General features: G+C 42.1%; 15 protein-coding genes and 1 other RNA gene. 10 read left to right on the forward strand and 6 right to left on the reverse strand.

Annotated elements, in window-relative coordinates:
- Positions 1 to 10 precede the first annotated feature (10 nt).
- From HUJ21_RS24310 to HUJ21_RS24335, 6 genes are all read left to right on the forward strand, one after another.
- Positions 11 to 1,468 carry a TolC family protein gene (locus HUJ21_RS24310; protein WP_291373602.1) on the forward strand — a complete coding sequence of 486 codons (1,458 nt, stop codon included), beginning with the start codon at positions 11 to 13 and terminating at the stop codon, positions 1,466 to 1,468.
- Positions 1,469 to 1,837: 369 nt separating this feature from the next.
- The gene (locus HUJ21_RS24315) at positions 1,838 to 2,335 is read left to right on the forward strand and encodes a Crp/Fnr family transcriptional regulator (RefSeq protein ID WP_291373604.1); all 498 of its coding nucleotides are present in this window, start codon (positions 1,838 to 1,840) and stop codon (positions 2,333 to 2,335) included.
- An 81-nt stretch (positions 2,336 to 2,416) separates the two neighbouring features.
- Positions 2,417 to 2,866, forward strand: a complete 450-nt coding sequence (locus HUJ21_RS24320; RefSeq protein ID WP_291373605.1) for a hypothetical protein — start codon at positions 2,417 to 2,419, stop codon at positions 2,864 to 2,866.
- A gap of 746 nt (positions 2,867 to 3,612) precedes the next feature.
- Entirely contained in the window at positions 3,613 to 4,194 is a 582-nt protein-coding gene (locus HUJ21_RS24325) for a Crp/Fnr family transcriptional regulator (protein ID WP_291373607.1), read from the forward strand.
- A gap of 84 nt (positions 4,195 to 4,278) precedes the next feature.
- Positions 4,279 to 4,899, forward strand: a complete 621-nt coding sequence (locus HUJ21_RS24330) for a hypothetical protein (protein ID WP_291373609.1) — start codon at positions 4,279 to 4,281, stop codon at positions 4,897 to 4,899.
- 3 nt (positions 4,900 to 4,902) lie between these two features.
- Entirely contained in the window at positions 4,903 to 5,271 is a 369-nt protein-coding gene (locus HUJ21_RS24335) for a hypothetical protein (protein WP_291373610.1), read from the forward strand.
- A gap of 192 nt (positions 5,272 to 5,463) precedes the next feature.
- Here HUJ21_RS24335 and HUJ21_RS24340 read toward each other — a convergent pair whose 3' ends face one another.
- The 6 genes from HUJ21_RS24340 to HUJ21_RS24365 all read right to left on the reverse strand — a co-directional run bounded on the left by HUJ21_RS24340 (position 5,464) and on the right by HUJ21_RS24365 (position 11,465).
- Complete coding sequence (locus HUJ21_RS24340; RefSeq protein ID WP_291373690.1) at positions 5,464 to 6,555, reverse strand: agmatine/peptidylarginine deiminase; 1,092 nt, start codon at positions 6,553 to 6,555, stop codon at positions 5,464 to 5,466.
- Positions 6,545 to 7,420, reverse strand: coding sequence for a carbon-nitrogen hydrolase (locus tag HUJ21_RS24345; protein ID WP_291373611.1), 876 nt, complete (start codon positions 7,418 to 7,420; stop codon positions 6,545 to 6,547). The genes HUJ21_RS24340 and HUJ21_RS24345 overlap by 11 nt, the downstream gene beginning before the upstream one ends.
- A 58-nt stretch (positions 7,421 to 7,478) precedes the next feature.
- Entirely contained in the window at positions 7,479 to 8,618 is a 1,140-nt protein-coding gene (locus tag HUJ21_RS24350) for a 1-acyl-sn-glycerol-3-phosphate acyltransferase (protein ID WP_291373612.1), read from the reverse strand.
- A gap of 162 nt (positions 8,619 to 8,780) precedes the next feature.
- On the reverse strand, positions 8,781 to 9,392 hold the full coding sequence (locus HUJ21_RS24355) for a DUF1080 domain-containing protein (RefSeq protein ID WP_291373613.1): 612 nt from the start codon (positions 9,390 to 9,392) through the stop codon (positions 8,781 to 8,783).
- A gap of 31 nt (positions 9,393 to 9,423) precedes the next feature.
- Positions 9,424 to 10,770, reverse strand: coding sequence for a Gfo/Idh/MocA family oxidoreductase (locus HUJ21_RS24360; RefSeq protein ID WP_291373614.1), 1,347 nt, complete (start codon positions 10,768 to 10,770; stop codon positions 9,424 to 9,426).
- Between the two features lie 365 nt (positions 10,771 to 11,135).
- Entirely contained in the window at positions 11,136 to 11,465 is a 330-nt protein-coding gene (locus HUJ21_RS24365) for a hypothetical protein (RefSeq protein WP_291373615.1), read from the reverse strand.
- 157 nt (positions 11,466 to 11,622) lie between these two features.
- Here HUJ21_RS24365 and ffs point away from each other — a divergent pair.
- The 4 genes from ffs (at position 11,623) to HUJ21_RS24385 (ending at position 13,460) form a co-directional block, all read left to right on the forward strand.
- An RNA gene (ffs, locus tag HUJ21_RS24370) (signal recognition particle sRNA small type) lies at positions 11,623 to 11,715 on the forward strand.
- An 82-nt stretch (positions 11,716 to 11,797) separates the two neighbouring features.
- On the forward strand, positions 11,798 to 12,454 hold the full coding sequence (fsa, locus tag HUJ21_RS24375) for a fructose-6-phosphate aldolase (protein WP_291373616.1): 657 nt from the start codon (positions 11,798 to 11,800) through the stop codon (positions 12,452 to 12,454).
- Between the two features lie 87 nt (positions 12,455 to 12,541).
- Positions 12,542 to 12,745, forward strand: coding sequence for a fructose-6-phosphate aldolase (locus tag HUJ21_RS24380; protein ID WP_166151322.1), 204 nt, complete (start codon positions 12,542 to 12,544; stop codon positions 12,743 to 12,745).
- Between the two features lies 1 nt (position 12,746).
- Entirely contained in the window at positions 12,747 to 13,460 is a 714-nt protein-coding gene (locus tag HUJ21_RS24385) for an ATP-binding cassette domain-containing protein (RefSeq protein ID WP_166151324.1), read from the forward strand.
- Positions 13,461 to 13,504 lie beyond the last annotated feature (44 nt).

The following is a 13,504-nucleotide window of genomic DNA, read 5'->3' on the forward strand; positions in this document are numbered from 1 at the left end:
TCCCTATTCTATGAATACCAAACAATCAAGATACCTGTTATTCTTTATTTTGCTTGGAATGGGTCTCTATTCCTGCAAAATACCGCAACATGTGACAGATGAACACATCAGCCCGCCGGAATCCTATCCCGAATCCCTGGCTTCTCCAGCGGATAGTACCAAACTGGCACTGACCCGGTGGGAGGCCTTTTTTGGTGACCCGCAACTACAGGCCCTGATAAAAAACGGTTTGGAAAACAACCAGGATTTGGCCAAAACACTGATGCAGATCCGAATTGCCAGAGCGGCCATGAGCCGGGCAAAAATGGGCCAATTGCCTGAAATCAATCTTGAGGCCGGAGCAGGAATCCGGAAATTCGGCGACTATACCATGGACGGGGTCGGAAACGACGACACCAACCGTTCCCCCACCGTTCCGGAAGACAAACGTATTCCGGTGCCCTATAAGGATTTTATTCTGGGAGCGGCATTTAATTGGGAGCTGGATATCTGGGGAAAACTCAATATGAAAAAAAAGCAGGCTTTGTCCAGGTATCTGGCTTCAGAAGAAATGAGTAACCTGACAAAGACCTGGTTGATAGCGGAAATTGCCAATACCTATTACACCGTAGTGGGCCTGGATGAAGAAATAGAAACGCTGCTTTCCAATATCGCCTTCCAGGAACAGGCATTCGAATTGGGAAAAAGCTTGAAAAATGCCGGTCAGGAAAGCCAATTGTCGATCGATCAGTTTGAAGCCCTGATGCTCAACTCCAAGGGCCTTTTGGTCAGGAAACGCAGGGAACTGAGACAGGCAGAATTGAACCTGGCTTACCTCACCGGGGGCTATCCGGAAGCCATATCCCGGCAGTCTTTGTCAGAAGTGGACATTTTTCCGGATGCCCTTCAGCTGGGTCTGCCATCGGATCTGTTAAGGATGAGACCGGATATCCGGGCAGCCGAACAAACCCTTAAAGCCAATAACCTGGAAGTGGGAATCGCCAGAACGGCATTTTTCCCTACTTTTAACCTGTACGGCATGGCCGGATTCAATGCTTTTGAATTCAGCAAGCTCTTTCTGAACCCGGCCTCAACAGTACACCAGTTAGGGGGAGGCCTGGTGGCACCGGTATTCAACAGAAACAGGATCAAGGCTGCTTATGAAAGCGCCAGGGCCCGGCAAAAGATAGCCTTGTATGACTATGAACAAACCGTTCTCAATGGTTATTTGGAAGTGCTGGGGCTGGTCAATAATTACACCACCTATCAGGAAGAACTCGAGTTGAAAACCAATGAGGTATTGGTGCAGCGGAGGTCTGTGGACAATGCCAATACCATGTTTAAGGTAGGATATGCAGACTACCTGGATGTGATCAATAGCCAGTCCAATGCCCTTTCTTCCGAGCTGGACTATATCAACCTAAAAGTGCAACAACTACAAAATATCACCAGTTTGTACAGGGCCCTGGGCGGGGGCTGGCAGCAATAAGCCTACTCTGCGAAGAGGCACATGAATAACAGGTAGGCAGTATGGTTACCGAAAAATTACTCCTACACATAGCAGGAAAAAATCCTGCCGGATAATGCCGGCAGGATTTTTTTGTCCTTTTCCCCAGGAAGGGGATGCAATCATTTAAATTCCGCCAAGCAATCCGGGAAGATAAAGCTGAATTTTTTAGTGGATAACAGACAATTGCAGTACTTCCTTTGACTGAATAAAGTTTTGATACCAGCATTCCCGATGATTTTAAAGAAATAATTAATAATATTAAACCCTGACTAAAAGTTGATTTTGTGAGGGATATCCAACTGGATTTTGTAAGCTATCCCTGATTATGTCAGGGTTATAATATGTTATATGCCATTAGAAAAAATAATTTCCGTGAAAGAAATAACAATTAAAAAGGGTGAAACAATACAGCGAAGTGGAGAGATTGGAACAAAAGTATATCATGTAAAATCTGGACTATTACGCAGCTATTCTATTGATAAAAATGGCAAGGAAAATATTTTCATGTTTGCACCTGAAGGATGGGTTATTGCAGACACTTGCGAACCTGAATCAAAATCAACTCTTTTTATAGATGCATTAGAAGATTCCACTGTTATTGAATTCAAAAAAGACCTCGAACGAGAAAAACAGAATGTTGGAGCGATCACAAAAAGGTTGAATGCAATGCAAAATCGAATCATGATGCTAATTAGCACAAACGCCATTGAACGTTATGAGTACTTCATTCAAACCTATCCCAATATTGTCCAGCGTGTTCCTCAACACATGATTGCTTCATATATTGGTGTGAATCCTGAAACATTAAGCGCTGCCAAAGCAAAACGCCTGAAGAAAAGCAGTTAATTCATTTCTTATGAAATCATAATGGATAGGTTTTACCCTAGAATTAACTTTGCACTTCAGTAAAACAATATCAAAATAGAAATGAAAAATTTATTAAAAGTATCAGCTGTACTTTGGATCATTTGGGGACTTATACACGTTTTGGCAGGAGTAATGACAATGAAAGGAATATTGACCAATGACATTGCTTCGTCAGTTGCAGGAATTGCTGATGCCGTGGACTCTGAATCGTTGCAAATGAACTACCCAAAAGCAGCAGGTGCAGTAATCGGACAACACGGATTTAACTTACTTTGGATTGGATTGGTAACACTCATAAGTGCTTTCTTTATTTGGAAAGGAAATAAAAATGCAATTTTTCTTGCTGCAATTTGTGGTGGTTTAGCTGATTTAGGCTATTTCCTATTTATGGATTTAGGCGAATATGTAAATTTTATGCCTGGAACCGTAATGACTATAGTTTCATCTTTAGCAATAATTACATCCTTTTATGCTTATTCTAAAAGCAGGAAACTAAATACATCCGAATAAAAAACGGCATACAATCGAGTAGCCTGACCTGAGCCAAATGGCTCAGGTTGAGGCTCTCACACCACCAAGGTGCGACAAGAAGTCGCTTTGATAACTGTTTAACGTTCCATGAACGATTAAACCTTGTGTTCCATCACAAGTAGCCTATGGACACGTGCATTTCTGGTAACGGAATTGTGCGAAGCTATCCGGACAATATAGCCCGTAAAGAGATTCTGCTAAGAATGTCTGTTGCGCACCAACGTCAGGTGCGGGGGAGTATTGGGTATGGTCAACATACGTGAACTGCTGATAAATGTCGTGACGTGTAGACAGCGAAAGACGTTGACAGGCTGTGACTAAAGCGGTCTGCCTGGCAGGCTTTGCGGTGTCTGCTACATGGATTTCAATTTTCCCGGCAAAGAGGCAGGATCAAAACCCTCCTATCATCTAATCGTAACTTGGTAAGTACTCCGAGACAGCTTGCCCCAACACCTCCTGGCGATCCCCAAGCTAAGGGATACAGAAATTCGGCACAGGCTACTGATGGGGATTAGTACAGGCTTTCACCCGTTGGAACGGTCAACTTTTTGACCTATATTCACCATTCAAGGCACACACATTGGCTTGAGTACAGCGGGAAGGAAGCGAATAAAATAAATTTAGTATATTAAATGAAGTTCGGGAAAGCCGGGGGATTGGGCTCCGAAAACCCCCACAGCACCCAAGCCCGAACCTTGCCATTAATTTGGAAAATATAAAAACAAATGGAAAAATTACTCTTTGATTTCATCTCAAAATATATCACCCTCACAGCGGATGAAGAAAAAGCTTTAATAGACCTAAATATCTTTCGTTCTTTTAAAAAAGGAACTTTACTGTTAGCGGAGGGACAAAAGTCGAACAATGGTTATTTTGTATTAAAAGGCTGCATTCGAATCTATTATATGATTGATGGAGAGGAGAAAACAACCGCTTTTTATACCGAAATGGAAGGTTTTACCCCTCCAGGTGTGGTGGACAAAAAGCCATCGAAGTTCTATGTTTCCTGTGTCGAGGACTCGATTCTTACCATTTCTGACCCTAGTATGGAAGAAGAGATTTTCCAAAAATTTCCAAAATTTGAAACAATGTGCCGGGTTTTATCGGAAGAGCTTCTGGTAAAGCAACAGCTTGATTTTGATACCTTTAAAACCTCATCCCCTGAGCAGCGTTACCTTAAACTTTTAGAAAATCGCCCCGATTTGATTCAGCGTGTTCCGCAATATCAATTAGCAAGTTTTTTGGGTATTAAACCGCAATCTTTGAGCAGGTTACGTGCAAGAGTACTTGAAAAAAATAAGAGATAAAATCCCTTTCTTAACTTAAGTGAACGATTATCGGTTTCGCACTCCCCTATTTTTGTCATATCGTTTTACATTAACTAAACAGATATGCAAAAGAAATTTTTATGGATTGGAATTGTTTTAGCTTTGACAAGCAGTTTTAAGGTCAATGCACAATACTCTATGCAGGATAGCAATTCCAAAAGATATTTTATTGGAAGTACATTTTTCGTCCTGGGAAATTTCGTTGAGAGCAACCAACCTGATTTTGCTCAGCTTAATTTTGGCTACCGCATCACAGAAAAGAATGTGGTATCCCTAGAGCTAAAAACCTGGAAATACGCCTGGTCCCTGGGTATTCCCTATGGAGATTCTTATGAAGCACCGGAAGAAAAGTTTCCCGGCTACATCAGAGAATATGGCTTTGCAGTAGCTTATCAGCGATTCTTGTGGAAGGGCCTTTATGCTGGAGTTCACGTAATGAATGCCTGGCAAAGCTTTGTTGACGAGGACAACCAGAAAATTGGTAAGGGCTTTCAGATTTTCAACACCTATAGAGTGGGCTATCACATTAAACTATTTAGAAACAGAATATTTATAGAACCATCTTTAGCTATTACGCATCGTCCGTACCACACAAAAATGCCTGATTCCTTTAAACAACTTGATGACAAAAATTCAAAATTCTTTTTCGGAGAACCGGGTCTGCATTTTGGGTTTAATTTTTAATCGATGAAAACTATCCTGAATCTAACAAAATCAGTCATTTTCGTATTCTCATTCGCACTAATTTCATGCGAAAAAGAAGACCCCCATTTCTCACCTACAAATTTGTGCGAAGTACAAAACCCCGTACAGGAAGTAGAATGGCTAAAAAATGCCATTGATGAAGTGCGTAGTGATGAATACTCCTATTATTCCACGGCTTTGTATCAAGGTGAAAGGGTCTTCTTCTATGGAAATTGCGACCCACTGATCAATTATGCATCATTCATTAGAAACTGTGCCGGCGATAATTTAGGAAATACAGAGGAGCTTTATAATAGACTTTCAGAAATAAATGTGCTATGGAAACACGAAAACTCAAAATGTATTTTTTAATACAATCATTTACCCCAAATAATCAATAGTTTAATGTTTAATAGGTCCAATATTAATTGTATTAATAATGATAGGGTATAAAAATTAAAACCTTCGAAAAAGTCGATGGACTTGAGAATATGTATGCTAGCCGGCTCAGAAAAAGGGATCTGCAACTAAGCACTGAAAGGGATTCAGTTTTCTCAATCCGGATCATAGATAAGCCGGTTCCTGCTGGCTCAGGCAATGGAAAGATCCCAGCCCCCAAATCAAATCCCAGGAATCTATACCCACCACCTGCCTGTCGGGAAAACAGCCGCTGAGTATATCCAGTGCTTTTTCATCATTTTTATCCCTGAAGGTGGGCACAATCACATGTTTATTGGCGATGTAAAAATTGGCATAACTGGCCGGTAAGCGGGTATCTTCGTAAATCACAGGAGAAGGCATGGGTAATTCAACAATATCCAGGGACTGCCCGTCCGGAAGCCTGAAAGCCTGTAACATCTCCAGGTTTTCTTTCAATACCTGGAAATTCTCATCCTTTTTTTCGGACTCGACCACGGTCACCACTTTATTTTCGCTGACAAAGCGGGTAAGGTCATCCACATGTCCATCTGTATCATCCCCAATGATCCCATCTTTTAGCCAAAGTAGCTGCTGTATACCATAATAGTCCCTCAATATATTTTCGATCTCTTCCCGGCTATGTTGGGGATTCCTGTTGGGGTTTAACAAACAGGCTTCGGTAGTGATCAGGGTACCTTTGCCGTTAAAATCCACCGATCCCCCTTCCATAATGATACCGGGTTTAAAGCAGGGAATATTCAAAATCAAGGCCACTTTTTCCGGGATTTGATTGTCCAGGTCATAGGGTGGGTATTTATTCCCCCAGGCATTGTATCCCCAATCCACGATGGCTTTTCCCATTTCCTTATCCTTATTCAGCAAAAAAGAAGGGCCATGGTCCCTGCACCAGGCATCGTTGGTAGGAAAATGGTGAAAAATCACCTGATTCATGTCTGCCTCTGCCCTGTCAAGCTGCTCGCAGGCAAAAGTTTGCATGGCTGAATCGCTTACCATGATGTTCACTTTTTCACCTTGTGTCAGATAAGCCACAAACTTACTGTAGGCGGGATAAATGGTTTCGATTTTTCCCGGCCAGGAGGCTTCCTTATGAGGCCAGCTCAACCAGGTGGCATCGTGTCTGTGAAATTCCGCAGGAAAGAAATACCCCAAAGCTGAGGGGCATACCGGGTCAGTGCCTGAATTGCCTTTAAAATTAAATTTAGGATCAATTTCCATCCAGGTAGCGCTTGAGAATTGGGTCATAACTATCTATCCTTCTATCCCTAAGAAAAGGCCAATGGGTCCTGTAACGGTCAGATCCGGACAGGCTGACAGGAACTACCTGCACTGCTTCCTCCAAATGTGGGGCCTGATAAATGACTTTTCCGAATGCGTTGGTCACAAAAGAACCTCCCCAAAACTGCAATTCTCCCTCTTTTCCGGTACGGTTTACAGCTATTACCGGAACCCCGTTGGCAACTGCATGAGATTTTTGTATGGTTTGCCAGGCCTGGTATTGTTCTTCATTGGTGTCCGGATCCTGCGATTCATGCCAGCCAATGGCTGTTGGGTAAAACAACATATCAGCACCCATAAGACTGGTGATCCTGGCTGCTTCGGGATACCACTGGTCCCAACAAATGAGTATTCCCAAATTGCCATATCTTGTGGAAAATACTTTGTACCCCAGATCACCGGGGGTAAAATAAAATTTTTCATAAAAACCGGGATCATCCGGTATGTGCATTTTGCGGTATTTACCCAAATAGCTGCCATCGGCATCCAGCACTGCTGTAGTATTGTGGTATATGCCCTCCGCACGCTTTTCAAACAGAGAGGCAATGATGACGATATCCAGCTCTGCAGCCAACTTTGAAAAGATTTCGGTACTTGGACCAGGAATTTTTTCAGCAAGTGAGAAGTTTTCATAAGCTTCTACATCGCAGAAATAAAGCGACCTGAAAAGCTCCTGCAGACAAACAATCCTGGCACCCTGACCGGCCGCCTTTTTGATGGCGGCAACTGTTTTTTCAACATTCGCTTCAGGTTCTCCCCCACAAGTGAGTTGCACCAAACCAATATTAATATTCTTTTCTGTCAAAGGAATTTTATTTAATTGTATGAATACCTGTTACTTAATCCAAAAACTTAAAAAAATACTAAGTAGCCAATAGTTGCATTTTCTCTTTATGGATGACCGGATTGGCATACATGGCAAGGAAATTTCTTACAGCCACCGGATTATCCAATTCCACACCCTCTCTCATTCTTTCCTCAAATTCATCTTTTTCCTGAACGGTATATTGATCTTTATGTTCTTCTGATTGGTTGAGCAAATCCAGGGCAATGTAGTTGGTTGGCCATAGCCGGTAATTTTTTACAATTTCTTTATCCAGCTCCTCCACCAACAATTGTAATTGTTTATTTACCGTTTTTTCCTTTTCAAATATTACCTCTATTTCTTTTTCCAGTATCTCACCTACCGAGATGTGAATCCGCTTTTTTTGCCCCATTATACCACTCATAAGGGTAATAAAATCCTCATTTTTTTGCTTCACATAAGCCTCTTCCCGGGACTTTGCCAAAAGCTCGGGCATTTTAAGCATATCCGTAGGATCATTTTCATAGGAAATGGATACCGGCACAATCTTAAGCTTGATAAAATAATCCTTTAAAGGCATCTCTCCGCAGGCTTTAGACAGCATTTTCAACACCCCTTTCTGTGTCAAATCCATCCCATCCTTGGTTCTTCCCTCTCTCTGGGCAATCCAAACAGACCTGTTTTGGGAAAAAATGGCCTCACGGATAAATTCAGCATTGAGCAGGGAATATTCCAACATGGCCTTATGGCTCAGCCCCCTGTGCACGATGAAATTCCGCGTAAGCCTGGATAGGGTTTTTAAAAATGGTTTCTTAACCAGATTATCTCCAATAGCAGAAGTGGTCATTAACATGCCGTGTTCGTACAGGGTCGTGTTCAAGAGGGAAGTATCGAGGATGATATCCCGGTGGTTGGAAATAAACAAATAGGCCGTATTGGGTTGCAGCTTTTCAAAACCCGAGGTTGTCAGCCCATTCGAACTGATGGCCAGCACCTTTTGAACGGAATGGTATATGAAGTTGATCTGAAAGTCTCGTATTGAATGCGTTTTTAGCAACTGCTCTGTCCATTCTTCATCCGTCTTATCAGGAAAAGTAAAATTCATCATTGCTTTCATCATGGGATGAGCTGCCACTTCCATCAAAGCCCGGTTGACTTCACTATCATAAAAAGGTCTTATCGAATCAAATTTGGACATACTTTATCTATTAATAGGGTGCAAATTACAAAAAATGGCCCAAAGGTTCCTTCCTTTTGTCAAACAATAGTACTGAAACAAAAAAGCCCCGGGTAGAATGGGGCTTTTTTTTAAGTTTGGCTTCACCTTATTGGGGTTTCAGCACCAGAAAATAAATTTTTATTACAAAGTGGTCACTTTGATATTTTTCCATGAAATTTTTAATCCTCCACCACTGTGAATCTGTAAGGCAATCTGCCCCTCTCCTTCTCCGATTTTTTCATCGGTATAATCTACCATTTCTACCCCGTTTAACCAGGTGGTAACATGATCCCCTTCTACACGGATTTTGATATCATTCCATTCTCCAAATTTTAGGTTCTTGTCCTTTTCAGGATCTGGCTTGATCAACCAGCCCCTGCCATAGGACTCATAAATCCCCCCTGTATCATTGCCGGGAGGAGCCACTTCAACCTGCCATCCGGACACCTTGGTGCCTTCAAATGTGGATCGGAAGAAAATACCACTATTGCCGTCCTGATCTTGCTTGAATTGCGCTGTCAACTCGAAATCCTTGTAGTTTTCCTCTGTTCCCAAATAACCATATTCTGCATCTGGCCCACTTTCTGAAACCAAAATCCCGTCTTCCACATACCACTTTTCCGTCCCATATATGGTCCACCCGGACAGGTCTTCACCATTAAAAAGTTCTTTCTCTCCGGAAGATGAGGCACAGGACAACAAGAAGACCAGGGACAATACCAGGCTTCCACTTTTTACAATTGTTTTCATCATTTGTTCTAGGTTTTACTTATCTGTTTGAAATTTATACCAAAGTCATATTTACGGGATCCCATTGGATAAACTGATCCTGAAAATAACTGTCATTGCACAATAATGCAGGTGCTGCGGCGCGAAAAGCAAAAACCGGATCCTCTACTACCTTCCCGCCTTCACGGATGGCCTGGAAGAAGTTGCCAAAATGATCGTAATGAGCCCCTTTATACCCCGGCTCCACTTTGTATACCATTTCATTCGGGGGAAGGATCCTTTTCCTGTCGGCTGCGGCTCCTCTCATTTTTGCCTGTGCTTCCATAAAAGGATCATCACTGGCTGTCTGCTGATTGGTTTTCACGACGACCTCATCCCACTTCACATCCATAGACCCCTTGCTCCCCACAATCCTAAGGTAGGTAGTTCCGCTGGTGCCGTCTACAAAGTTACACCTTAATGAAAGGTTGAAACCAGGGTGCTGTTCACTGTCCGGATATTGAAACATACCCAGCAACACATCGGGTACTTCCCTGCCATCCTTCCAATACCTCAATCCACCCATAGCTGATACTTTATCGGGACCCAGGGAATTGGTAATGAAATGAAGACTGGTAAATAAATGTACAAAGAGATCACCTGACATGCCGGTGCCATAATCCAGGTAATTTCTCCATCTGAAGAACCGCAACGGATCAAATTCCCTAGATTTGGTATTGGAAATATAGCGTTGCCAGTCCACCGTACTTTCAGAAGCATCTTTGGGAACCAGGTATTGCCATGCCCCTTCAGGGGAATGCCTGGCCCAGAATCCTTCTGCATAATTGATGTCGCCTATGGCACCTGATGCCAGCAACTCCCGGGCCTTCTCATTTCCCAGACTGGAAATACCCTGACTGCCAACCATAAAAACTTTTCCCGATTTTTTCCAGGCATCAATCACTTCTTTTCCTTCGGAAACATGGTGTACCATGGGTTTTTCGCAATACACATGCTTTCCGGCATTCAAGGCATCTATGCTGATCTGTTTGTGCCAGTGATCTGGTGTCCCAATCAACACAGCATCAATATCCTTCCTTTTAAGTATTTCTTTGTGGTCCTTGGTCAGGAACAAATGATCTCCCCACTTTTCTTTGGCTGATTCCAACCTGCCATCATACAAGTCACAAACTGCTGTGATTTGAACATTGTCATGCTGAAGAGCGGTGTTCATGTCCTGGGTTCCCATAATCCCAGCACCTATAAGCGCTATTTTAAGCTCACCGGCTGCAGCATCCTGCTGCTGTCTCCGCATATGGGTGAAATCAGGTGACTCCTGATGGGCAAAGGCTGCTGGTGCCAATGCCGAAGCTGCTCCGGCAAGGCTCAATCTTCTTAAAAATTGACGTCGGTTATTTTCCATAATTATCAGTTTGATCCAAACAAAGAATAAATATAGCCAAATATTTAAAACATATTTTTACACAATGAGATAAACTTAATAAATAATTTAAGCTATCTCCCCTTTTATTCCCCGTTAAGCCCTGAACTATGCACAAAAAAAATCCCTGCCAGATCTGGAAGGGATTTTTTTGATTACCTAAAATCCGAAAACCTGTCAGGTTTTTGTTGATATTCAAACTACAATAATCTTTGAATAGGTGAATCCTGACAGGTTTTACCCCTGCTTAATCAGTTGAATATTAGGATTGGGTTGTTGAATTACGGGATGAAGTAACTAAAATTTGTTTTGTGACTTAAATACAATCCTGATTATTTATTGGGGCCTTACTGATTGGGTTGATTCTGGTTTCTATTGTTGTCGTAATTAGGATCGTTGGGGTCCATCATGCGCTGTTGCGGCCATTGAGGGACCAATTCCTTTTCCTCTAAACTTACCAATTCATCGTTTTCAAAAGTGGCTAGCAAATAGAATCGTTCATCTTTGTTGATCCGGTAAACTTTTTTTTCATTGGTCAACTGGCTGATTACTGCATCTTTATTTTGTCTCAGAAATTTACTTTCAGACATTCCTAACTGATAGGGAATTCTAGGCTGAAACAAAGCACAGGAACCCATTAAAAATACCAAACTCAAAATACTCAGTGTTCTTTTCATTACATGCATTTGCGTTAAATAATAAATTGACAGTCTTTATCAATTTCATACAATACAAGTACAATAATTTTGCCAAAAGTTTACCGTTTGAACCTAAAGCCATTAGCTGTTGGGGCAATAAAATTTTTTGTCGATGCAAAAATTTTATTTACCTTTGTCATGAGCGGCACGACCAGCTCCTGCTAAATCCCCCAGGTCCGGAAGGAAGCAAGGGTAGGCGGTTGTAGCGGTGCGATGCCGCTTATTTTTTTATCCTTTTCCCCAACACTTCCCGCTTTTTATTAATTTTGATTTAAATTTACCAGCATACATCAAAAACCATACTTATTAAAATGAAATTCTTTATTGATACAGCGAATTTAGAAGAAATTAAAGAAGCCTATGAATTGGGTGTACTGGACGGAGTAACTACCAATCCCTCTCTGATGGCCAAAGAAGGCATCAGTGGTGAAGACAAGGTCAGGGACCACTATAAGGCCATTTGTGATATAGTAGATGACAAAGTCAGTGCTGAGGTAATCGCCACGGATTTTGACGGGATGATAAAAGAAGGCAAAGCCCTGGCAAAAATTGATGACAAAATAGTAGTCAAAATACCTATGATCAAAGATGGTATCAAGGCCATCAAGTATTTTTCCAGTGAGGGTATCCGAACCAATTGTACATTGGTTTTTTCTGCGGGGCAGGCCATATTGGCAGCAAAGGCAGGGGCAAGTTATCTTTCCCCTTTTATTGGAAGATTGGATGACATCGCGTTTGATGGTTTGGATCTGATTGCACAGATCGTCCATATCTATCAAAATTACGGCTTTGAAACGGAAGTATTGGCTGCTTCTGTGCGCCACACCATGCACCTGGTAAAATGTGCAGAGCTGGGAGCAGACGTGGTCACTTGTCCATTAAAGGTAATTACAGGCTTATTGAACCATCCCCTGACAGATAAAGGTCTGGCTCAATTTCTGGCAGATCATGCCAAAGCCAATAAATAAAAGAAGCAAAGGACAGGTATTCCATCTGTCCTTTTTTGGTTATATATTGTCCTAAAAGAAAGCAAACCTCTCAAAAAACGCTTGGTCATGTACATCATCAAAGTGAAAGGAAAGGCCAAAATACCGGATTACATCCAGATCAGGGATGAAAATTTTGTTTTGGTAGCTTATTTCAGAGCGGATCGTCCATTAAAGAACATAGAGAAGTTTGGTCTGGAAGGCAAAGAAGCTGCTTTGGAACAATTGATCAAAGAATTGCCTTTCGGTAAACTAAAAAAACTCAGCCTCTGATATGATTTTCTCTAATGAGCCTGTGGTCAAAGTAACCAATGCCTGTATTTTTCAAGGGATCAATACCATCCTGAAAAATGTAAATTTCAATATTGAAAAAGACGAGTTCGTATTTTTAATTGGCCGTACCGGAAGCGGAAAGAGTTCCCTGCTCAAAACTTTGTATGCTGACTTGCCATTGATTATGGGTGAGGCCCAGGTGGTAGGATATTCCATAGCCAATATCAAAAAGAAGGAAATACCCTTTTTGCGCCGCAAGCTGGGCATTGTTTTTCAGGATTTTCAATTGTTCCCCGACCGCAGTGTTGCGGAAAACCTGTATTTTGTGTTACGAGCAACTGGCTGGAAAGACAAAATCAAAATGAAAAACCGGATGATCGAGGTGTTGATGGGCGTGGGGCTGGGCGGTGCCGCCACCAAAATGCCTCACCAACTTTCCGGTGGGGAACAACAGCGTGTGGTCATTGCCAGGGCCCTGCTCAATGAGCCTTCCATTCTGTTGGCAGATGAGCCTACCGGTAATCTTGATCCGGATGTTTCAGACGGCATATTCAAACTCTTCCAGGAAATCAATAAAAAAGGGACAGCCATCCTGATGGCAACCCACAACTACGAATTGCTTAAAAAATACCCCTACCGCATCCTTAAATGTGAAAACGGGCAGGTTTTGGATAGCAAAACATCGGAAATTTCGCTTTCTGGCTCTGGTCTTTGACCGCTAAAGCAGAACTTTTTTCTGCATACTATACTTCCCGATTT

It is taken from the genome of Cyclobacterium sp. (genome assembly GCF_014762705.1).
In the GTDB taxonomy this organism is placed as follows: domain Bacteria; phylum Bacteroidota; class Bacteroidia; order Cytophagales; family Cyclobacteriaceae; genus Cyclobacterium.